We start from the raw sequence: 22249 nt of genomic DNA on the forward strand, positions 1-22249 counted from the left end.
TTATATTGATCTGGCTTTAAATTTGGGAGGTGATACCTATTATTTTCATCGAGTTAGGTCTTTGCTTTTAGCTGATTTAGAGAAGTACTCTGAGGCTATTAAAGCGGCAGAAATATCATCGAAATTAGCAAGTAAAGAAAATAAAGATGAGTTTATTAGATTGAATGCTAACAATATTAAAGAGTGGAAAATGATAATTTTGAAAAATAAATGAGCATTATGAAAAAGTATTTGTTGTTAGTGGTAATCATTATGTTGAGTGCGTGTAAAAATGAGCAAGATTCAATGAAAGATGAACTTATTTTATGGACTCCATATAATGATTCAGCTGAAGTAGCAGCAAATGCAGACCATGAAAAAGGTCGAATGAAATATAAATTGATTCAGTCTAAGGTGCTTGATAAAAATGACGTATTCAAACCTTTGTATGATGAAGTTTCGAAATTAAGTAAGGCTGATTATGAGGCTTTAATTCCTATGATATTGGAACAGAATATTTTCACTATTCGTAATCACATTCAAGAGAATGAACTGACCTATGAAAATTTGGTGCTATTTTATTTGTATCGTATTTATAAATATGAATTGAATAATGCTACTACCCTAAATACAATTATAGCGCTCAATAAAGATGTTGTTAAGGAGGCTCGAAGGTTAGATGAAGAAAAGAAGTTGGGAACCGCTTCACAATTGCAACATCCTATTTATGGTATGCCAATTTTATTAAAAGATAATATCAATACCTCTGGCATGAAAACTACCGCTGGGTCTATTGCGTTAACTGATAATGAGGTTGAAGATTCTTTCATTGTAGAAGAATTAAAAAAGAATGGTGCGCTTATTTTAGGAAAGGTGAACTTAAGTGAATGGGCTTATTTTTTATGTTCTGGTTGCCCTGTTGGGTATAGCGCTTATGGAGGTCAAACTCTGAATCCTTATGGGCGTAGAGTTTTTGAAACAGGTGGGTCAAGTTCGGGTAGTGGTACTGCTGTTGCTGCCAATTATGCAGTCGCTGCAGTTGGTACGGAAACTTCGGGATCAATATTATCTCCAAGTAGTCAAAACTCGGTAGTAGGATTGAAACCTACAATTGGCTTGTTGAGTCGTTCTGGGATAGTTCCTATTTCTAGTACTTTAGATACACCTGGTCCAATGACGAAGAATATTGTTGACAACGCTATTTTATTATCTGCTATGCTGGGTTATGATGAAATGGATTCAAAATCAGTTGACGACAATTTTCCGGCGATATTATCCGCTGGTCTGCATCCTAAGCCATTCAAAGAAATGAGGTTGGGAGCTATTAATGAGTTGATGGAAACAGATAGTATTTACAGAAAAACAGTTGAGGGTATTGAAGATGCCGGCGCTACGATAATAAAGTTTACACCTCCAGAGGTTACGATGGATGGTTTTCTAAGCATTCTGAATATTGATATGCGTAATGATTTGCCAGCTTATTTAAAAGAATATACGAATACTAATTTGGTGAAAATTACATCTATTGCTGATGTGGTATCCTTTAATAAGGTGGATTCGTTAACTAGAATACCTTATGGGCAAGCACTTTTTGAGGGTGTAATTTCTGATTCTACATCAGTACAAGAATTAGAGGAAATAAAATCAAATCTCGAAAAAAGTGGACGTGCTTTTTTTGATTCAGTAATGGATCAACATAAATTAGATGCTGTATTATCTATCAATAATTATCATGCGGGTTATGCGGCAGTTGCTAAGTACCCAGCCCTCACAGTTCCTATGGGGTATAAGGCCTCGGGAGAACCTGTCAGTCTTACTTTCATTGGCAAGCAATTTTCAGAAGCTAATTTGCTGTGTATTGGTAGTGCTTTTGAAAAACATTCAAAAGTTCGAGTAATGCCTGTCGGATACGATAATTAAAAACTTTGGTTAATAATGAATAGGAGAAAGTTTATAAAGAAAACTTTTAAGTGGGGAGCTGGCTTAGGTATTTTAACCGGATTGTATAGTTGGCAGATTGAGCCTTTTTGGATGGAGTTTGTTTATGTGAAAATGCCATTAAAAAATTTACCAAAAGAACTTGTAGGTAAAACTTTAATGCAGATTAGCGATATACATATTGGTAATAGTTTTGATTACCAATACATCATAGATTCATTTAAGGAAGCTCAGCAACTAAAACCAGATTTTGTGGTGTATACGGGTGATTATGTGAGTTATGATGATAATGAGCAAATTTCACAATTGCAAGAAGTGTTAAAATATGTAGTCACAGGAAGTTTAGGAACTATTGGAATTCTCGGCAATCACGATTATGGTATCGATTATGCAGAAGAATCTGTAGCAAAGAGTATTACGCAAAGTCTTGAAACCGCTGGTATTACTATTTTAAGGAATAATGCCATTGAGTTAAATGGTATTAATTTCATAGGCATAGATGACCTTTGGGGAATTAATTTTCATCCTGAAGAAGCGACAAAGAAGTATGATGATTCAAAGGCAAATATTACCCTATGCCATAATCCAGATGTTTGCGACCTGCCTGTTTGGAATAATTTTAAAGGTTGGATTCTTTCTGGGCATACGCATGGTGGGCAAGTAAAACCACCTTTTTTACCTGCACCAATGCTTCCTGTCAAAAATAAAAAATATGATGCAGGAAAGATTGATTTGGAAGATGGTAGAACACTTTATATAAATAGTGCTTTAGGTTGTCTTCTTCAAGTCAGGTTTAATGTTAGACCTGAAATTACCTTGTTTGAATTAATGAGAGAAGAATAACTAACGCTTATACTATTCGATTGAAGTTATAACCTTATCAATTGCTAATCTAGATTTACCGTTTATACTGGGTTGATTACCATCTTCTGAATCACGATAACCTATGGCAACAGAAAATAGTACCTTGTGGTCTTTTATATTGAGAATCTTCTTATATTTTTCAGGCTCAATACCTTCCATTGGTGTAGAATCAATTTCCATAGCAGCACAGGCAGCTAAGAAAAAACCTAGAGATAAATAAACTTGCTGAGTTAACCAATTAATGGTTTTTTCAGCAGGTTGGTCCTTAAGAAATTGCTTATAGTAATTTACGGAACCCTCAGCTAAATTTTCTTCTACATGGCGTTCGAATTGCTCAAGATTGTCTTGAACGCTAAAAACTACTAGATGACTTGCGTTGGTTATTTTAGGGGCGTTAAAGAAAGATGCTTCAGCTAATGCATTTTTTGTTTCCTTATTAGAAACAAACGTGAATAACCATGGCTGGCTGTTAATAGAAGATGGACTAAGCTTTAGAATATGCTTCAAATCTTCGATATGTACTTCTGAAATTTTCTTAGAAGCATCGTATTTTTTTGTGGTATATCTTTTTTCAGCTATTTTTCTAAAATCCATCAATTTTTTTGACAAAAATAAGAATTGTTACTTATTTAAATTAAATAACGTTCTTAAGTTATTTGTAAAATGATATGAGATCTTCAATAATGAACTTATTGGATGATTTCATTAATCAATCCCCAAAGTTCATTATCAAAACCTGATGGGCCTAATTGAATTTCGCTGCTAGCGCTACCCATTCGAACAATCACCAAATCTAAACTTGGCACCATATATAATTTCTGGTCGTTTTTTCCTAAGCCAGCGTATAGGTCTGCAGGTGCATTTGGTATTAAGCTTCCGGTAAATTCAACCTCAGAACCTGGTACTCTATAACTGCTCTTTCCATTCAACCAATATAAATAACCGTAAGAAAGGTTTAAGTCTTGAGAAGAATTGGTCATCGAATTAAAATAAGCTGTGTCCAATAGAATCGGTGTATCATCCCAGGTACCTTGATTCAAATTTAATAATCCGAATCTAGCCATACTTCTAGCTGTACTAAAGAAAACATTATTATATCCAACTTTTATAAACAAACCTTGCATACCAATAGGTTCTTTTATTTTTTCGGAGAAATACGAATTAAAATCTGTGTTGGTAGCATTCGCAATTACGTCGTCAAGTAAAGTGTACGGCGCATTATGATAGTACCAAGTGGTGCCTATGTCATTTAAGTAAATTAAACATTCAGGGTCGGTACAAAAAGCATCTTCAACATTATAATCTAAACCGGTGGTCATAGTTAGTTGATTCTTTATTGTAATGCTTAATTCTTGGTCGATTGTCAAACTTGACCAACCTTCACCTAAATATTGAGAAGTAGCATCGGTAATGCTAAGAAATTCTTCTTGTTGGGCAATACCGGTCAGCATTGAAGTCAGGTTCTTCCCTGCAGAATTCCAAGCATGGTTATCATCTTTTGTGAAATCCCCAAAATATTTTTCAATGACAATTCTACCATCTTTCAAGATTATGAAAGCATCAGTATCGTTATCTTCTAAATAAGTATATAAATTATCTACTTGATTTTCATTCCATCCAAGAGTTTCAATTGAAACGGTTTCCCACTCGTCGGTTCTTGTTATTGGTGGAAAATAGGTGTCAAGAGGTACTGGCGTAATAACAGCTGGTATTCCACTTTTTTCAGTATCAGAATCAGATTCATTCGAACAGGCAAAAAGTAATGACGACACGATAAGTAAGCTGAAATATTGGGGAAATTTCATGGTCAAGTTTTAGTTTGGGACGTTATTTTGAATAATCGGTTAAAGATCACTAGTAATTTTGTCCATATCTAACGTTTTTAAAGACCCAAATCGTATTTTTGCACCCCAATTTAAATTATGAGGACAAAAACTCTTAAGAAGAACAAAATCAACGTAGTAACTCTAGGTTGTTCAAAGAATGTTTATGATTCTGAAGTACTCATGGGTCAATTAAAGGCCAACAACAAAGAAGTTGTACATGAGGAGGAAGGAAACATAGTAGTTATTAATACTTGTGGCTTCATTGCTAATGCTAAAGAAGAAAGTGTTAATACCATTTTGGAGTATGTTCAAAAGAAAGAAGATGGAGTAGTGGATAAGGTTTTTGTAACCGGATGTCTTAGCGAACGCTATAAGCCAGATTTGCAAAAAGAAATACCGAATGTTGACGAGTACTTCGGGACCAGTGAATTACCAGGTTTGCTAAAAGCTTTGGGTGCTGACTATAAGCATGAGTTGATAGGTGAGCGATTAACGACTACACCGAAGAACTATGCTTATCTTAAAATAGCTGAAGGTTGTGATAGACCTTGTTCATTCTGTGCAATCCCTATAATGCGTGGAAAGCACAAAAGTAAATCTATTGAAGATTTAGTGACTGAATCTGAAAAGCTGGCCGCTAAGGGGGTAAAAGAATTAATTCTTATAGCACAAGACCTTACTTATTACGGTTTGGATCTTTATAAGAAACGAAACCTTGCAGAACTTTTAGAAGCTTTAGTAAAGATAGAAGGTATTGAATGGATAAGATTGCATTATGCATTTCCCGCAGGTTTTCCGATGGATGTGTTAGATGTTATGAATAGAGAGCCAAAAGTTTGTAACTATTTGGATATACCTTTACAGCATATTTCTGACCGTATTCTAAAGAGTATGCGTCGTGGAACTACAGAAGCTAAGACTACGAAATTATTACAAGAGTTTAGAGCAGCGGTTCCAGAAATGACGATAAGAACCACTTTAATTGTTGGTTACCCAGGTGAGACCGAAGAAGACTTTGAGACTTTGAAGAATTGGGTTGTTGCCATGCGTTTTGAGCGATTGGGTTGTTTTACATATAGTCATGAAGAAAACACACATGCTTTTTCTTTAATAGACGATGTGCCAGAGGAAACAAAACAAGAGCGTGCTAATATTATCATGGAAATTCAATCTCAAATTTCATGGGAACTAAACCAGAAGAAAGTAGGAGAGACTTTTCGTTGTATTATAGATCGTAAAGAAGGAAACTATTTTATAGGTAGAACTGAATTTGATTCACCAGACGTTGATAACGAAGTTTTAATAGATGCCGCTAAGCACTATGTAAAACAAGGTGAGTTCGTGAATGTAAAAATTACCGAAGCAGCAGATTTTGACTTGTACGGAGAACCGGTTTAGGCCTATATTTCTAAAAAAAAGTTAATGAATAGTTCTTAACTATTCATTAACTTTTTTAAAACTAAATAATGTCTTGTTAGAAAGTGATATTTATAAAAGGAATTATTGGACTAGAATAAACGCTTTCATCACTATAGTAGAGTACATTGTATTTTACGCCAATTAACATTTTGTTGCTGAAATTGTAACACGCACCAACTAACAAGGCAGATTTCCAAAAATCATTTTCTACTTCACCTGTGGGAGTTTCCCTTTTGGTATTGACTTTTAATTCAGCAAATTCTAGAAGGGTCGTTATTTTTCTAGAAAGATTATACTCCCCAATAACGTTAACCACTAATGTGGTGGTTTTTTGAACATCTTTTATTGAGGTATAACTACCCTGAATTCCTGCGCCTAAACTAATTTTTTCACTTACCGAGTACAGCTAAAACAGTAAAAATTATAAATTAATTTTTAGATAGAAGTATGATGGAAAAGAAAAAGAAATGTTCTTTAACCAAATGTAAATAAATGCTATGTTAGATTTTTTAAATCTCTTTCTTCATCATTCCAATAGTGAAATAGCCCAATAAAAGTATTATGACACCAAGAATACACCAAAGCCACCATTGATTTTCGAAGAGCGGTGGTGTGGTTTCGATTATCGGTTTAGGAATGTTAGTTGCATCTCCGAATTGAAGACTTGAAATATTTTCTGGAAAAGAAATAGTAGTTTTCGCTATATCATAATTTGGTGCTTTATCATTTGTTTTACCATAAACAAGAAAATATGTTGCTGGTTCTGTAAAGCGGGTGGTCAGACTATGTATGTATCCTTTAAGGATAATATTAGAAAATTTTAAAGGCTGATTATCATTATTAGAAACAATAACGCGAAGCTTTTGCGCCATGGTGCCTGGTAACTGAAAACTATTTTCTTCGATAGAAGAAAGTGTTCTTGTTGCCATTGTTCTATAATTATAATAATATCCTTTATCAGTCTTAACACTGTCTACAAGGTATTGTATGGTAATGGGTCTGTAATAATCAATTTTATCATCTACAGAAAGTTCTAATAGATTTAGTGGAGTTCTACTTTTTAAATCGACATTAACTATAGTGTTTTTTCCTTCTTGAGAAACATGAAACGAGCTGACGGTGTAATCGTGGTATTGAGGGGCCTTTTTTGCTTTCTTTAAGATTTTTACAGATTCTAAATTTGGCTTTTCAGGACTTTTAATCAGTAATCTGTAAAATTTGAAATTAGCATCAGAAAATTTCAAAGTAGTAAATGAATAATCTGTTTGATCATTCATTATAGAAAGAATGCGGTAATTATCTAAAAGAGTAAACCATTCTTGTTGGTTCTGACTTCCTTGAAGGGTAACAAGCCAATTAAAGTTCGAGTCTTTAAAACTTAATTTTATCTCATTAATAGTTTCATTTTCTTGTACTTCATAGGTGTAGAAATATCCTTTGGCATTTTTGACAGTATTCAATAAATTAAAAGCAATAGATGAATTTGCATCTATTGCTTTTGAAACATTATGAATATAGGGAGCTTCAATGGTATCTGTGGCTGTAACCCCATAAACTCGAATATCGGTTAAATTCGAATTCATGTTTTGAAACACCTCATTAGGCAATTGAATAGTATGCCATTGGTTCTCTATTCCTTTCAGTTCTATTTTCTTTGAATAGGATTTCATTTGACCAAAACAAAATGATGTGGTTAGAATGATAAAAAATAAGAATAGATTATTATTTGGTTTCATCTGCTATGACGTGTTTGTATTTATTGTAAAGAAAAGAAATGATTAATAATAAAATTCCTAGGGATACAAATACAATAGTTTTAGAAATAGTATTCAATGATGAAATGTCATAGAAAAATAACTTTATCAAAGTGAATGAAAAAAGAATTATCGCACCAATACGAAGGTATTTTTTATTTTTCCAGATGCCTAAGGCAATTAGTAAAAGAGCATAAAGACCCCATAAGATACTCAAACCTAATTTATACGATTGCTCTGAACCAGATAAGTCCATCCAATTTAATAGTTCACTACTTGAGATCCAGATAATAGAAATGTGCATTAAAATTTCGAATGGTACTTTATAGTTGATTTTCATAAAGTCTTGTCGAACTAAAGTGCGAATTGCAAATAATAAGAATACAAAAAAAGCGAAACTAATATATCTTATATATATATTGTAATTGCCTATTTCAAAATAATTGGAAAGCTCTTGCGACAGAAAATTTTCTCTAAGTTCACTCAGGGTGTAAAGACCGATATTAAGAAATGCAAGTACAACTAATAAGCCAGAACAAGTGGCAACTATGCCTAAAGCTTTATTTTTAATTTTATAAGAATTGAGTAAGCTAAGCATGCTAACGAATAGCATGGTGTAGAAAAGTTTCCATAAAGTACCTAAATCTCTTAAGTTATAATTGAAATAAGGATAATAACCATCAGTTTCCGAAATCTGTACTTTAGATGCTTCTAAGGCATCGTTCCAATAGTAATCTACTTCTAAATAAAGTGATAAGTAAAGAGTTAGAATTAAAATCACAGGAAGGCCAAACTCCATTAGTTTATTGGCTACAGTCTTCTTTTTAAGAATGAATTTCGTTTGAATCCAAGTCATAAATCCAAAAGCAGAAACGCAAAGTAACGAAGTTAATAAGGTGATGTTGAAAAATGGTTTCGAAGTTGCTAAACTATCATATATACCAAATTGTTGATAGGTATATGTCCAGTCCATAATCAAACTTAAAATGGCAAGTAGCACCATTATGTATGATAAATGTTCGTAGAATGAAACCTTTTTAGTTCGCCCTATCCAAAAAAGAAGCGCAGCTTCAAATGCCCAAATGAGGGTTACCCAGTTGCCATCTAATTGAACTGGTATGGCAATGGTTATAAACGTTAGTACAAAGCCAGAGGTTAAAAAGAATAATTTTCGGTCTGCTAATTTTTTCTTGTAAATGAATAAGGTTACCGCAAAATGTATTAATGCATTTGCTAAGGTAAAGAGTCCTAAATATGACTCTCCATTTTCATAACCGTATATCCAAGCAATTCCAAAGCCATAAAAAATAAATGAATTCAATAATATTAAGATGATATCACCAACCTTAAATTGTTTAGATTTCAGCAATTTAAATGCTAAAAATGTAGCATAAAAAATGAAAAAGAAGACTGTTAGAAAAGTAAAGCCCATGTAAAAATCTGCATCTAGGCTATTAAATGCATACCAAGCTCCATATATCAACCAAGTAAAGGTAAAGGAGACATAATAAAGAGCTTTCCAATATTTTTTTAAAGAGATGACTAAAATCCCAATATTTATTAAGGCCATGTAGCTAAATAATACTGTGGTGTTTCCAGAATTATTACTCAGTAAAAATGGTACACCATATGCGCCAACTAAACCAATATGAGCTATAACTTGTTTATTGTAATTAAGTGCCGCTACAACTCCGAAAACAGTGCATAATAGCATAATACCGAATGCGAATAGTTGAGGGAATAGGTCATAAAAGTCATAAGCAGCAAATGTGATAAAATATAAGATGGCCAATGCGCCACTTACTAAAACGGCACTGTAGCTTTCATATTTTGCTTTTAATTTAAAAGCAAAACCTAATAAACCTAACCCCATTAAATAACCAAGAATTATTCGAGTAAGGGGGCTTATTAAATTATTTTCTATAGAATATTTTGCGCCAATGAAAACACCAATTATAGTAATTAAAATTCCGATTTTATTGATGAGGTTTTCACCTATGAATTTTTCAAGGTTTGATTTTCCTTTTGGAGTGGAAATTTTCTTAGCAGGAATATCAATTGGTTGTTCTTGGGCTGTAACTGGGAATTCAATGGCTTCCTTTTGTGTTTGTATTACAGGTTCATTGAATGCAATAGGCTCTTTAGCGTGTTCCTTTTCAGGTTCAATGGCTGGTTCTTCTTGTGCTTGTTTAAACTTAATTGCTTGAGTATTTCTTAGTATTTGAATATCTCTACGGATTTCATTAACCTCAATATTAAAATCTTGTTGCTTCTTAAGAAGAAGTTCAAGTTTTTGTAATAGCTCATTAATTTGGTCTTGGTCGTTAGCCATATGGGTTGATTTATTGCAACTTTCATAGAAAGTTGTCTCAAGGTAAACGTAAAACATTTAAATATGTTGGCTAATGTGTACACCTTATCAAAATTAAAATATCCCCAAAACAGGTTTAAGTGTTTCAGGGATATTTAGATAAAATTACTTTACAATCAAAATCGATGGTTGGGGCTATTTTTCAAAATATAAATAGATGTACATAGCTGCGCCAAAGTTTGAGGCATCAGTAGAAACCAAACGCCAGCCTTCTTTTGCATAACTATTCAATTTTTCTTGAATTTCCTTGTTCGACGAATTTACAATATGATATTTATCAAAAGTTAATTTAGAATAATAAATAAGGGTTTCAACTTTGTATTCTTTCATAGATATTTTTATTTAACCATAAAAAGTGCGTTGGCAAAAAATAGCTTTCCATTTTCCCAAAAACCTCTAAAAAGTGGATTGTCAACCATATATATTATTTGACCTCTACCCATTTCTTCAGTTCCGAAAATTAATGTTTCTGCAATTTTCTTTTTTGCTTCACTGCCAGCAAAACCAGATACAGGTTCGTTGGCACCTTCACTAAGATAAACAGCACTTCCATTTTCTAAATACTTGTATGCTCTATCTCCTAGTTTCAACGTGAAATAAGTATCGTCGTAACCGTAAGCTAAAGGATTCGTATTGTCTACAGTAGCTTTGAAAATAGCACCAGTAATCGCAGATTTAATCTGTTCGCGTTCAGAAACTTCAAAAGATGAAATGGTATTACTTGAATCTTTCTCGATTTCTTTTTCCTTAATGGTAAAATCTTTATCTGATGAAGTAAGGGCATCAATGGCACCTCCCATTACAATAAGTTTTCCTCCGCGTTTTACCCAATCCTTGATTTTTTCTTTGATATGAGTGGATAAAAAGCTTTTATAGCCCCAACCATCAGGTAAAATAAGAATATCATATGTAGTTAAATCAACTCTACTGAAATAATCCTCATCTAATACAGAAATAGGGTAATTCAATTGTTGCTCAAAAAAGTTCCATATTTCACCAAAACGTAAAGTTGATGTTGGTTCACCGGAAAGTACGGCAATATTCAGATCTTGTATAACATCTACGTATCCTGAACCAAAATCTTTTCCACTTTCAACAAAACCTGTGTTGGTTGGGGTTATGGTTTTATTATGATTTTTAGAGGCGTTTGTTAATATGGTATTGAAATTCTTTACTTGTTTGTTATCGCTTTTAGTGATAATAAGCGTTCCACGGTCATGCGAAATACCATCTAATGTAAAGGGTTTGTGAGCATAACGAATACGAATTTTATTTCGTAGTAGTTCAGCTAAAAACCTTGCATCCTTCATGCTGTTCCAATCGGCTAAATATGCATAACTATCAGCTTTTATAATTGCAGAGGTTATGTTTTGTGTGCTTGAAACAGTGCCTGAAACATTGCTTTCACTCGCAATTGCATCTAGACCATATGCGTAAGGTAATGACCATGCAGTTATATCATAGGTAACCGAATCACTAAGCTTTGCCGTAGGTTCAAACAAAACTTTAACCAAGGTACTCTTAGCTTGATCTGTAGAAACTATAATACTCTTATCACTGCTTTTTAAAGATCCAGATTTTCCGGTTGCATAATTGTAGCCTTTAACTGTGCTATTGTCACCAACTTTATACTTTATTTCGTGTTTACTCAATAAATCAGTTAGTGCTTCTAGTTTATCTGGGTTCCCATTCAATACATAGCTTTTGTATTTGTAATTCTTGTTTTTATAGAATTTCATGAATTCTTCATTCAGTTTAGTTACATTTTTTGAAGCCACTTCTATGGTAGATAAACCTGTGGTATGATGATGCGCAATTCTATCTTTCAGTGTAAGGGTGTCTCCAATACTAGTAATAATTCCTAACCCAGCGCGACCACTACCACCTTGTTCATAGGTCATGCCAATACCGCCGTTGTAGGTTGGGTAAGTGTCTCCGTAACTTGGATATAATAGGTCAAACACTTCTTTTGTGAAATAGAACCATCCATTTTCATCAAAATACTTTGCATGATTTTTACCAATTGTAACTTGAAATTCTCTTTGAAAATCAGTGATAACTTCATGAAATGGTTCGGCTGCAGGAGCGAAATAATATGGATTGTCGACACCTTGTTCATGAAAATCTACATGTACGTGGGGTAACCATTTGTTGAATTGTTTTAAGCGTTGCTGGCTTTCAACCTGTGTCAACCATGCCCAATCTCTATTTAAATCGAACATGTAATGATTGCTACGACCACTCCACCAACCCTCATGATGTTCCTTGCTATTTGGGTCTACTTGGTTCGGTGAGTTTTTGAATTGGTTGTACCAGTTAACATAACGATCTCTACCATCTGGGTTAATGCATGGGTCAATTAATACAACAACATCTTCGAGGTAGCTACTTTTGGTAGTAAATAAATCGTAAATGGTTTGCATGGAAGCTTCCGTACTTACACTTTCATTGCCATGTACATTATAACTAAGCCATACAATAGCCTTGTCTGGCGTACCTTCGCCATTCAATCCTTTCATATGCTCTTCTCGAATTTTTTCAAGATTTTGCATATTTTCTTTAGTGGAAATGGTAGCCAATAACAAAGGTCGTCGTTCATTGGTTTTACCATATTCAATTAGTTTCATGCGTTGTGGTTCAGCTTCTGCTAAATATTGATAATAATCAACAACCTCATGGTGACTGGTAAATTGTGTTCCTAGTTCATAGCCTAAAAACTCAGAAGGTGATTTTAATTGGGCTAAACTGAATAAAGGTATAAATAGAAGTGCGTAGCTTAAAATTTGTTTCATAAGGTGGTTTGTAATCTGTTCTAGCCAAATCTATTAAAATAAATGCAAAATGAAAGTGATTTATATTGTATTTCACCGAGTAATTGGGTAATTAATACTAGTGGTAATTAACTTATATTTAGGAAATGTAAAACGAAAGGGTTTTATATTTACAAAGTATTTAATTTTTATATGGATATTGACTGTTTGCCCATAGCAAAAACGGGCTATTTTTCGAAACTGATTTGTGATTACGTTGCCGCAGAAACTGAGCTTAAACCATTATATAATCGGTTTCCCGATGTTGAAGGTTTTAAAGGGCAACTAGAAGAAAAAGGAAAGCATTTTACTAATGCCCATAGAGATGTTCTGCATAATTCAATGCTTAAGCAGTATAAAAACACAGATGTTTCTAAAAAAACTTCGGCTAACATTGAGCTTTTAAAAGAAAAAAACACATTTACCATTGTTACCGGGCATCAGTTAAATCTATTTACTGGACCATTGTATTTTCTATACAAGATTATTTCTACCATAAATTTAACCAAGCAATTAAAAACAGCATATCCAGATAGTAATTTTGTGCCTATCTATTGGATGGCTACAGAAGATCACGATTTCGATGAAATCAATTATTTCAATTTCAAAGGATTAAAATTTCAGTGGAACAAAGATGCATCTGGTGCTGTAGGCCATCTGAAAACAAAGGGATTAGGGGAAGTTTTTGATTTATTTGCACAAACTATAGGTGATAGTAAAAACGCTAGTCATTTAAAGGGTCTGTTCGAAAATGCCTATTTAAAACATGATAACCTAACGGATGCAACTAGGTATTTAGCCAATGAAATTTTTAAGGACTACGGCTTGGTAATTGTTGATGGTGATGATGCCGACTTAAAAAAGTTGCTAGTGCCATATATGAAGAAAGATATTTTTGAGCAAATAGCCTTTAAAAAAGTAACGGAAACTATTGAAGAATTGGAGCAAATTTCATCTGATTACCCAGTACAGGTGAATCCGCGTGAAATCAATTATTTTTATTTGAAAGATGGTATTCGCGAACGTATAATACAAAGTAAAGAAAAGTATCTCGTAAACGATACCACCATTTCGTTCACTAAGGAAGAATTGATTGATGAGATGGATGCTCACCCAGAAAGATTCTCTCCTAATGTTATTGCTAGACCGTTGTACCAAGAAGTCATTTTGCCAAACCTTTGTTATATAGGTGGAGGCGGTGAAATAGCCTATTGGTTAGAATTGAAGGCAGCGTTTGAAGCTATGAATATTCCTTTTCCAATTTTATTGGTGAGAAATTCAGCTTTGATAATTACCGAAAAACAGGCTGATAAGCTAGAGCGAATGAATATATCTAAATCAGATATATTTTTAAAACAGAATAGCTTAATCAATAAAAAGATTAGGGAGATTTCAAATATAGACATTGATTTTTCTCCACAGAAAAAATTGCTAGAAGAGCAGTTTAAAGATCTATACGCCCTTACAGAAAAGACGGATAAGTCATTTTTAGGTGCGGTAAAAGCTCAAGAAGTAAAACAGAAAAAAGGATTGGATGCCTTGGAGAAACGCTTGCTACAGGCGCAAAAGAGAAAGCTAAGAGATCAAGTAGTTCGTATGACCGAACTGCAGAACGAAATTTTTCCCAACCAATCATTGCAAGAACGTCAACTTAATTTTTCTGAGTTTTATCTGGAATATGGTGAAGACCTAGTGCCGATGTTGTTCGAGGCATTGCAGCCATTAGATTTGACTTTTACTGTAATTACCCAAAAATAAATTTAGGCAGGCGAGCATCACTTAATAAGATATCTGTACTTGTCTTTGTATCGTTTCTTTCAAATCTAGTTACAGAAAATTAATTATAATTAGCATATATATTACATTCAACATACAAAACATCACGCCAGTTGATAGCCTTATAGGGTTTGAAAAAGAAAATCTTTATTTCTATTTAGACTTAAGGAACTAGAAATTCCCCTTTCCATTCTTTATTGACCTTTTCGAATAAAGCCCTAATATGTTTAGGTCGTTTTAATTTTAAGTATTCAATTTTGGTGGGAATAATATCGATCATGGTAAAGTAATTTTCATCTTCAACATATTCCACATGATCAGGATTTTTTAAAGAGCTCCCAGGGCTAATATTGGTAATGTAGTCTTTTCTACTGTTTGGCTGAATGTTTTTCCATGTCTCTATAAGCCTTTTTTTGTCCGTTACTATTTCAGCAGTGCCCTCGACTTTTAATTGTAACAATTTCTCAGGATGATACAGCAGAAAACTAACTTGATTGTTTACGGTAATATGCTTAATTTTTTGGGTACGACTATCGGTGTAGATTGTTAAAAGCAAGCCTTCAGAAACCTCCCGTAGCACTACGGTACGTAGACGAGCTATAGTTTCATTGCCTACTGTTGCCATAGTAATGAACCTGAATGGATGTCCCCTTTCAGATACACCCTTTTTAATTTCACTGTTTAATTCTTCAAAAAAGGAATCAATCATGCCTATAATTTATATAAAGGTAAAATAATAGGATTTATAAGTAGGGTAAAAGACAAGCCGGTTGTTATATAATAAAGAGCTATGAAAAAGAAATTGAATTAGTTCAATTTTGACTTTTGGTTTAAAGTTGGTTTTTGATTTAGTTGAAAGCTCAGGGTGGTTCCTGAGCTTTCCTTTTTTTTAATTGTAAGGTTGTAGATAGTTTATCGAACTAAGTGTTGAATACAGATTGTTATGAGAAAGATTTTTTTAATGTATTCAGTTTATTGGTTGGTTGTATAGAAAGCCCGGGTGATTCCCGGGCTTTTTTTGTTTTAAAACATAAATATTTAAAGGAGTAAGTAGCAATATAATTGATTCTTTTCCAGATTAGAAAAACCAATTGATCAAAGTAGTACTATCACTTCACCTTATATTCTAGTCGCATAGTAATAGATGCGGTTTTGTTTTTAGAAGAGGTATTGTAGGCGCCACCCCAACTATAGTCTTCTCCAGAGTTTTGGCCTGTAATTTGAAACACACCCATATTGGCAGAAACTAAATCACCTAAATCACTTCCTGCATTTTCAGCTATTTTCTCGGCACGTATTCGTGCATCTTCTGTAGCTTTAGATATCATTTCAATTTTTAAATCAGCGAGTTTAGTATAGTAGTACCTTGGAGGTGAAGAGTTAAATTGTACTCCTTTATTTAACAGCTCTGTTATTTCGCGAGAAACGCTTTCAATTAAAGCAACGTTTTCAGATTCAATATTCAGTGTCTGCATTAATTGATACCCACGAAAAATGCTTCCTACATAATTTCCATTTTCATATTGGTTATCACGCATTTCAGTGGTTTGAACGCTATTAAAGATAATACTGGCCGATTCAATTCCTTTTGAAACTAAATATTGGCGTACGATCTCTTTATCATTATTCAATTGGTCGAAAGCTATTTTCAAAACCGTACTGTTGGCAGAAAATTGACCCTCCCAAACGATGAGGTCAGAAGTAAAATTTTCATTGCCTAAACCAGTTACCGATATAATTTGTGGCGGGTTAGCTCTTTGTACATAAGCATTTCCTAAAAAATAAGCAGCAATGATAATAGCTGCTCCAAAAATAATTGCACTTACATGTTTCATAAAAAATATTAATATCTAGTTTAAATATAACTAAAAGATACTTTTCAAGAACGGTCAATTTGCTATTTTTGCTCATGCAAAATAAAGTCCTAATATTAGATTTTGGTTCACAATACACTCAATTGATTGGTAGACGTGTACGTGAGCTGAATATTTTCTCTGAAATTAAACCATATAATAAATTACCAAAAGACCTTTCTGAGTATAAAGCAGTGATTCTTTCAGGATCACCTTTGTCTGTTAGGGGAGACGATGCAGTCCATCCTGATTTATCTGAAATTCGTGGTAAAAAACCTTTATTGGGTGTTTGTTATGGAGCGCAATACCTAGCACACTTTAACGGTGGTAGTGTAGAAAAATCTAACACCAGGGAATATGGTAGAGCTAATCTAAGTTTTGTTGTAGAGAATGACCCGTTTTTAGATAAAATAAGTACTGGCAGTCAAGTTTGGATGAGCCATGCAGATACAATTAAGCACCTGCCAGAGAACACTACATTATTGGCAAGTACCCATGATGTTGAGAATGCTGCTTTTAAATTTGATGGAGAGGAAACTTATGCTATTCAATTTCACCCAGAGGTATATCATTCAACAGATGGAAAACAAATCTTAGAAAATTTTTTGGTTAAGATAGCCAAGATGGAACAGTCATGGACTCCTGATGCTTTTGTTGATAAAACAGTAGCAGAATTGAAAGAGAAAATTGGCAATGAAAAAGTAATATTAGGACTGTCTGGTGGTGTTGATTCTTCAGTGGCAGCGGTATTATTACATAAAGCTATAGGTAAGAACCTTCATTGTATTTTCGTCAATAATGGTCTTTTAAGAAAGAACGAATATACTGAGGTATTGAAGCAATACGAAGGCATGGGGCTTAATGTGAAAGGAGTCGATGCTTCGGCACGTTTTTTGAATGATTTGGCAGGAGAGAGTGACCCAGAAACAAAGAGAAAAATAATAGGTCGTGTATTTATAGAAGTTTTTGATGATGAATCTCATTTAGTAGAAGGCGCAAAATGGCTGGCACAGGGTACTATTTATCCTGATGTAATTGAATCAGTATCAGCTACAGGAGGTCCATCGCAAACAATAAAGAGTCATCACAATGTTGGTGGTTTGCCTGACTTTATGAAATTAAAAGTTGTGGAGCCTTTAAAAATGTTATTCAAAGATGAAGTTAGAAGAGTAGGGGCAAGTTTAGGAATTGATAAGGCATTATTAGGTAGGCACCCTTTTCCAGGTCCAGGTTTGGCAATAAGAATTCTTGGTGATATCACCCCAGAAAAAGTAGCCATTTTACAAGAAGTGGATGCAATTTTTATAGACGGATTAAAAAAGTGGAATTTATACGATAAAGTATGGCAAGCAGGCGCAATACTATTACCTGTAAATAGTGTAGGGGTAATGGGCGACGAGCGTACTTATGAAAAATGTGTAGCTTTAAGGGCTGTCGAAAGTACTGATGGTATGACTGCTGATTGGGTGAATTTACCATATGAATTTTTACAAAAAACGTCAAATGATATCATTAATAAAGTCCCTGGAGTAAATCGTGTCGTATATGATATAAGTTCAAAACCTCCAGCAACAATAGAATGGGAATAATATGAGATATATATTTAATCAAGTTTACATAATTGGGGCATTTTGCTTATTGGTCTCGTGCACGGCCATGGGTCAAAAGTTCAATACTCATGAAGTAAAATCTGGCGAAACTTTGGAAAGCATTTCTAAGTTGTACGGAGTTACACCTGCTAATATACTTCAGTATAATAAAGAGATAAAACAAGGTCAGCAATTAAGACCTAATACTATTTTGGTGGTGCCAGGAGCTAAAATTGCTGCTAAGCCTGCTACTTCAGTTTCTGGTATTGCTAACAATAATATACAAGATTCTATTATTACAAGAGAACCAATTGGTTATACGACCCATAGAGTTAGGAAAAAGGAAACTATTTTCGGTATAACGCAACAATATAAAATTACTGAAGAAGAGCTTAAAAAATATAATACCCAATTATATGCGTCTCCATTACAGAAAAAGATGGAGTTGCGTATACCTAAGTATAGGGCTCCAAACAAAGAAGAGATTGGGTTGAATGAAAATGATTTTGAAAAATATATTGTAGCACAAAAGGAAACGCGATGGAGTATTGCTCATAAATATGGAATTACTATTGATAGTATGTTGGTGCTAAACCCGGGTTTATCTAAAACCAATAATTATCTTTCTGAAGGATATGAGCTTTTGATGCCTAAAATTGCAGGTAGTAGTGTTCAAAATCAGGTAACCCAAATATATACTTCATATACGGTACCAGCTAAGATGAATTTTTATCGATTAGAGCAAGAATTCGGTGTAAAGTCAGATGAAATAGTTCGTTTAAATCCTGAAATTACAGAACGTGGCGGATTAAAAGAAGGCATGGTAATTCGTATTCCTGAGCAGAAAGTAGAGACAGGGGTTATAAATACTGATAATTATATTTTCTATGAGGTTAAGCCAAAGCAAAATGAGTTTAGGTTAACTAGAAAATTTGGAATGACCTGGGCAGAATTGGTACAATTGAATCCCGATTTAAAAGGCGGTCTAAAAGCAGGTATGGTTCTAAAATTACCAAAAGATAAAGTAGGTGATTTTGAAGTGAAGAATTCTTTGGTATTAGATAAGGTAAACTTAATTGATAGTATTAATGTTGCCATGGTGCCTAAAATATTATTCTTGTTGCCTTTTCGATTAGATAAGTTGAATTTGAGTGATAAGGAAGCAGTTGAGAAGGCTATTGATTCTAGAAAAGATATAAAATATAGTTTAGGTCTTTATTCAGGCGCATTAGTGGCAATTGACTCATTGAAATCTTTAGGGGTTTCAGTCGATATAAAAACGTTTGATAATCAATTAGATTTGGTTAAAACGAAGCAGATATTGCAAGGCGAGCAGTTAGGTGGGTATAGTGCCGTTTTTGGTCCTTTAGATATACCATCGTTAAAGGAAACTGCCGTACAAGCGGCTAAATTTAATATACCTGTGGTAGCGCCTATACCTGCAAAAAGTGACATAAGTTTAAATAATGTTTTCTTCTCTTATACCGATGAAGAGGTGTTGTTAAAGCATTTGTTAGATTATGTTGAAACCAAGCATGAGGAAGAAACAATATTGATTATTGCAGATGAAAACAGTAAAGTAGAACAAACTGCTATTCTAAAACGTTTTCCGAATGCTAAAGTGGTTGTTGTAAAGGAAGAAGAAAAGAATATAGGTATTAATAGAGATAAGCTACAAACACTACTTTCAGATAAAGTTCCTAACTGGGTATTTGTTGAATCTGATAATTATAAGTTGATAGCAAGTGTAGTGTCAATTTTAAATTCTTTCAACAATACTGCTTTTGATGCTGTGTTAGGCAAAGATAAAGTCAGCGTTCGAATGTTTACAACAGATATGAACTCTGCTTTTGAGAATGATGTTATATCAAATACCCATTTATCAAATTTAAATTTTACGTATCCTTCGGTAAATCGTCAAGTAGCGAATAATTCATTTGTTGAGCGTTACAGAAAACGTTTTGGGGATGATCCAGACAGATATGCAATTAGAGGATTTGACCTAACGTTTGATTTATTATTGAAGTTGGCTTATAAAAACGATTTAATTGATGTTTCTAGATTTATTGGTGAAACAGAATATAATGGTAATAAGTTCAATTACGAGAGAAAAGGGATTGCTGGTTACTATAATCAATCATCTTATATAATGATGATTGATGATTTAAGAATTAAAGAGCTTGAATAAAATGACATCAAAAGTCACCTATAACGGAGAATTAAGAACAGAATGTATTCATCTTAAATCGAATGATTCATTTGTAACTGATGCCCCTGTAGATAATAATGGCTTAGGTCAGGCATTTTCGCCGACCGATACGGTTGCTACTGGTTTAGCAAGTTGTATGCTTACCATGATGGGAATAAAAGCAAACGGTTTAGAGGTGAATTTAAAAGGTTCAACAGCGTCTGTTACCAAACACATGGCGACGACACCAAGAAGAATCTCGAAAATTGAGGTGGAAGTTCATTTACCTGAGAAGGTATCTGAAAAAAATAGAAAAATTTTAAAGCACACTGCAGATACCTGTCCCGTACTATATAGTTTGCATCCAGATATAGAGAAAGTAATAACCTTCCATTGGGATTTATAGTTAAAACATATCTCGTATTTTCTTTAATGACATTGTTCAACGTTTTACATGTTCAAAGTCAAGAAGAGGTGATTTGGGAGCCCGGTTTTCGATTTACTTGGAATGATTTTAAAGGGCCTGTGCAAATTGGTTCGAGTGCTGCTGCAACAACCGCCAGTGGTATCAGTTATAACTTTTCAACATCCTATGAAAATAATGAGCTGAAAGTAGAGTATACGGTTGGTGCTTATTTTTATCCTACACGTTCTTGGTATAAGCCAGAGGTTTGTAATGATGTAACCTTATCGCACGAACAACTACATTTTGATATTACTGAGCTATATGCTCGTAAAATGCGTAAACAATTAGCCATTACAAAGTTTACTGAAAATGTAAAAGAAGAAGTACGTAAAATTTATAAGACTACGCTTCGTCAACTAAACGATTTTCAAAACAAATACGATTCGGAGACCAACTATTCTAGAAATTTAATTGTACAGGAGAGATGGGTGAATGAAATTGAGACTGTACTTAAAGACTAATGAACTTTCGGGTATGACAAATGAAAAAAAGCACTTCAGTTAGAAGTGCTTTTTTTTGATTTAAATTTTTATGGTAACCCTACACATCACAAATAGTAACGCCTTGTTTTAAAGCTGCTAATTTATCATCCCAACTTGGCACGAATTCTTGAGCAACATGACCTGTGTAACCTGTCTTTAAAATAGCCTTCATTACCGCTGGATAAAAAATCTCTTGTGTTTCATCAATTTCATGTCTACCTGGGTTTCCACCGGTGTGGTAGTGGCCGTAATACTGGTGATAATCTTCTATATTTCTAATGATGTCTCCTTCCATAATTTGCATATGGTAGATGTCATATAGAAGTTTAAAATTTTCTGAACCGATAGTTTCACAAAGCGATACGCCCCATTCAGATGTGTCGCACATGTAATCTTTATGGTTCACCTTACTATTTAAAAGCTCCATTTGTATCACAACACCATGCTTTTCAGCTAGTGGCATAAGTTTTTTTAGTCCCTTTGCGCAATTGCGCAATCCGACTAAATCATCCATTCCATTTCTATTGCCACTAAAACAGATAAGGTTGGTATAGCCAGCTTCCGCTACTAAAGGAATAACTCTTTCATAATCAGCAATTAATTCTTCATGTAAAGAAAGGTCGTTCCAGCCTTTTTCTATGCCTAAACCAGCACCCCAACACATAGAGGCGTGAATATTGTATTTTTTTAGTAATGGAAATTCCTCTGGGCCAACCAAATCAATAGATCTAATGTCTAGTTCTACTAAATTTTTAAGAAAATCCTCAAATGGTATCGTTCCATAACACCAATAACAAACACTATGGTTTATATTGTACTTTAATTTATCGGGTTGAGCATCCTTTTTATTGTTGGCGTTTGCCACTGAGGTAGTTAGGAATCCCACAGATGCAGCCGCTGAGGTTCCTATAAAATTTCTTCTTTTCATGTTGAT

The 22249-nt window shown here is 33.9% G+C and carries 18 protein-coding genes; 8 read left to right on the forward strand and 10 right to left on the reverse strand.

The annotated features are described in order from the left end of the window. Window positions 1-219: 219 nt before the first annotated feature. Both B5X55_RS10395 and B5X55_RS10400 read left to right on the forward strand, forming a co-directional pair. Entirely contained in the window at window positions 220-1899 is a 1680-nt protein-coding gene (locus tag B5X55_RS10395; RefSeq protein WP_079512774.1) for an amidase family protein, read from the forward strand. A 15-nt stretch (window positions 1900-1914) separates the two neighbouring features. Next, complete coding sequence (locus B5X55_RS10400) at window positions 1915-2760, forward strand: metallophosphoesterase (protein WP_079512567.1); 846 nt, start codon at window positions 1915-1917, stop codon at window positions 2758-2760. Between the two features lie 12 nt (window positions 2761-2772). Here the strand turns inward: B5X55_RS10400 and B5X55_RS10405 are convergent, their stop codons facing one another. Both B5X55_RS10405 and B5X55_RS10410 read right to left on the reverse strand, forming a co-directional pair. Then, a complete protein-coding gene (locus B5X55_RS10405) occupies window positions 2773-3375 on the reverse strand; it encodes a nitroreductase family protein (protein ID WP_079512568.1) in 603 nt (200 codons plus the stop codon). A 95-nt stretch (window positions 3376-3470) separates the two neighbouring features. Continuing rightward, on the reverse strand, window positions 3471-4586 hold the full coding sequence (locus tag B5X55_RS10410; protein WP_079512775.1) for a serine hydrolase domain-containing protein: 1116 nt from the start codon (window positions 4584-4586) through the stop codon (window positions 3471-3473). Window positions 4587-4703: 117 nt separating this feature from the next. Here B5X55_RS10410 and rimO point away from each other — a divergent pair, with 117 nt between their 5' ends. Continuing rightward, window positions 4704-6005: a 30S ribosomal protein S12 methylthiotransferase RimO gene (gene rimO, locus B5X55_RS10415; protein ID WP_079512569.1), complete on the forward strand. Its 1302-nt coding sequence runs from the start codon at window positions 4704-4706 to the stop codon at window positions 6003-6005. Window positions 6006-6081: 76 nt separating this feature from the next. Here the strand turns inward: rimO and B5X55_RS10420 are convergent, their stop codons facing one another. From B5X55_RS10420 to B5X55_RS10440, 5 genes are all read right to left on the reverse strand, one after another. Further along, window positions 6082-6342 (reverse strand): hypothetical protein, encoded by a 261-nt coding sequence (locus B5X55_RS10420; RefSeq protein WP_079512570.1) that lies wholly within the window; start codon window positions 6340-6342, stop codon window positions 6082-6084. Between the two features lie 193 nt (window positions 6343-6535). Further along, complete coding sequence (locus tag B5X55_RS10425) at window positions 6536-7696, reverse strand: DUF3999 family protein (protein WP_234999714.1); 1161 nt, start codon at window positions 7694-7696, stop codon at window positions 6536-6538. A gap of 52 nt (window positions 7697-7748) precedes the next feature. Then, entirely contained in the window at window positions 7749-10112 is a 2364-nt protein-coding gene (locus tag B5X55_RS10430) for a DUF2339 domain-containing protein (protein WP_079512776.1), read from the reverse strand. A 174-nt stretch (window positions 10113-10286) separates the two neighbouring features. Then, window positions 10287-10481, reverse strand: coding sequence for a DUF4177 domain-containing protein (locus B5X55_RS10435; RefSeq protein WP_079512572.1), 195 nt, complete (start codon window positions 10479-10481; stop codon window positions 10287-10289). Window positions 10482-10489: 8 nt separating this feature from the next. Next, the gene (locus B5X55_RS10440) at window positions 10490-12943 is read right to left on the reverse strand and encodes a M14 family metallopeptidase (RefSeq protein ID WP_079512573.1); all 2454 of its coding nucleotides are present in this window, start codon (window positions 12941-12943) and stop codon (window positions 10490-10492) included. Window positions 12944-13114: 171 nt separating this feature from the next. On the opposite strand from B5X55_RS10440, the gene bshC reads away from it, so the two are divergent. Then, window positions 13115-14719 carry a bacillithiol biosynthesis cysteine-adding enzyme BshC gene (gene bshC, locus B5X55_RS10445; RefSeq protein ID WP_079512574.1) on the forward strand — a complete coding sequence of 535 codons (1605 nt, stop codon included), beginning with the start codon at window positions 13115-13117 and terminating at the stop codon, window positions 14717-14719. A 181-nt stretch (window positions 14720-14900) separates the two neighbouring features. On the opposite strand, the gene B5X55_RS10450 is transcribed toward bshC, so the two are convergent. Both B5X55_RS10450 and B5X55_RS10455 read right to left on the reverse strand, forming a co-directional pair. Next, on the reverse strand, window positions 14901-15446 hold the full coding sequence (locus B5X55_RS10450; protein ID WP_079512575.1) for a pyridoxamine 5'-phosphate oxidase family protein: 546 nt from the start codon (window positions 15444-15446) through the stop codon (window positions 14901-14903). Between the two features lie 400 nt (window positions 15447-15846). Beyond that, window positions 15847-16572, reverse strand: coding sequence for an SIMPL domain-containing protein (locus B5X55_RS10455; RefSeq protein ID WP_079512576.1), 726 nt, complete (start codon window positions 16570-16572; stop codon window positions 15847-15849). Between the two features lie 74 nt (window positions 16573-16646). On the opposite strand from B5X55_RS10455, the gene guaA reads away from it, so the two are divergent. The 4 genes from guaA to B5X55_RS10475 are packed head-to-tail and all read left to right on the forward strand — an operon-like array spanning window position 16647 to window position 21294. Further along, window positions 16647-18179, forward strand: a complete 1533-nt coding sequence (gene guaA / locus B5X55_RS10460; protein WP_079512577.1) for a glutamine-hydrolyzing GMP synthase — start codon at window positions 16647-16649, stop codon at window positions 18177-18179. Window position 18180: 1 nt separating this feature from the next. Continuing rightward, on the forward strand, window positions 18181-20367 hold the full coding sequence (locus B5X55_RS10465) for a LysM peptidoglycan-binding domain-containing protein (RefSeq protein ID WP_079512578.1): 2187 nt from the start codon (window positions 18181-18183) through the stop codon (window positions 20365-20367). A 1-nt stretch (window position 20368) separates the two neighbouring features. Beyond that, window positions 20369-20773 (forward strand): OsmC family protein, encoded by a 405-nt coding sequence (locus B5X55_RS10470; RefSeq protein ID WP_079512579.1) that lies wholly within the window; start codon window positions 20369-20371, stop codon window positions 20771-20773. A gap of 26 nt (window positions 20774-20799) precedes the next feature. Next, window positions 20800-21294, forward strand: a complete 495-nt coding sequence (locus tag B5X55_RS10475) for a DUF922 domain-containing protein (protein ID WP_079512580.1) — start codon at window positions 20800-20802, stop codon at window positions 21292-21294. A gap of 79 nt (window positions 21295-21373) precedes the next feature. Here B5X55_RS10475 and B5X55_RS10480 read toward each other — a convergent pair whose 3' ends face one another. Then, entirely contained in the window at window positions 21374-22243 is an 870-nt protein-coding gene (locus tag B5X55_RS10480; RefSeq protein ID WP_079512581.1) for a hydroxypyruvate isomerase family protein, read from the reverse strand. Window positions 22244-22249 lie beyond the last annotated feature (6 nt).

It is taken from the genome of Maribacter arcticus, from assembly GCF_900167935.1.
Taxonomy (GTDB): domain Bacteria; phylum Bacteroidota; class Bacteroidia; order Flavobacteriales; family Flavobacteriaceae; genus Maribacter; species Maribacter arcticus.

Excerpts from the sequence above, each read along its gene's own strand:
- B5X55_RS10395 (WP_079512774.1), top strand. The coding sequence starts at position 220 with ATGAAAAAGTATTTGTTGTTAGTGGTAATCATTATGTTGAGTGCGTGT.
- B5X55_RS10400 (WP_079512567.1), top strand. The coding sequence starts at position 1,915 with ATGAATAGGAGAAAGTTTATAAAGAAAACTTTTAAGTGGGGAGCTGGC.
- B5X55_RS10405 (WP_079512568.1), bottom strand. The coding sequence starts at position 3,375 with ATGGATTTTAGAAAAATAGCTGAAAAAAGATATACCACAAAAAAATAC.
- B5X55_RS10410 (WP_079512775.1), bottom strand. The coding sequence starts at position 4,586 with ATGAAATTTCCCCAATATTTCAGCTTACTTATCGTGTCGTCATTACTT.
- rimO (WP_079512569.1), top strand. The coding sequence starts at position 4,704 with ATGAGGACAAAAACTCTTAAGAAGAACAAAATCAACGTAGTAACTCTA.
- B5X55_RS10425 (WP_234999714.1), bottom strand. The coding sequence starts at position 7,696 with ATGAAATCCTATTCAAAGAAAATAGAACTGAAAGGAATAGAGAACCAA.
- B5X55_RS10430 (WP_079512776.1), bottom strand. The coding sequence starts at position 10,112 with ATGGCTAACGACCAAGACCAAATTAATGAGCTATTACAAAAACTTGAA.
- B5X55_RS10435 (WP_079512572.1), bottom strand. The coding sequence starts at position 10,481 with ATGAAAGAATACAAAGTTGAAACCCTTATTTATTATTCTAAATTAACT.
- B5X55_RS10440 (WP_079512573.1), bottom strand. The coding sequence starts at position 12,943 with ATGAAACAAATTTTAAGCTACGCACTTCTATTTATACCTTTATTCAGT.
- bshC (WP_079512574.1), top strand. The coding sequence starts at position 13,115 with ATGGATATTGACTGTTTGCCCATAGCAAAAACGGGCTATTTTTCGAAA.
- B5X55_RS10450 (WP_079512575.1), bottom strand. The coding sequence starts at position 15,446 with ATGATTGATTCCTTTTTTGAAGAATTAAACAGTGAAATTAAAAAGGGT.
- B5X55_RS10455 (WP_079512576.1), bottom strand. The coding sequence starts at position 16,572 with ATGAAACATGTAAGTGCAATTATTTTTGGAGCAGCTATTATCATTGCT.
- guaA (WP_079512577.1), top strand. The coding sequence starts at position 16,647 with ATGCAAAATAAAGTCCTAATATTAGATTTTGGTTCACAATACACTCAA.
- B5X55_RS10465 (WP_079512578.1), top strand. The coding sequence starts at position 18,181 with ATGAGATATATATTTAATCAAGTTTACATAATTGGGGCATTTTGCTTA.
- B5X55_RS10470 (WP_079512579.1), top strand. The coding sequence starts at position 20,369 with ATGACATCAAAAGTCACCTATAACGGAGAATTAAGAACAGAATGTATT.
- B5X55_RS10475 (WP_079512580.1), top strand. The coding sequence starts at position 20,800 with ATGACATTGTTCAACGTTTTACATGTTCAAAGTCAAGAAGAGGTGATT.
- B5X55_RS10480 (WP_079512581.1), bottom strand. The coding sequence starts at position 22,243 with ATGAAAAGAAGAAATTTTATAGGAACCTCAGCGGCTGCATCTGTGGGA.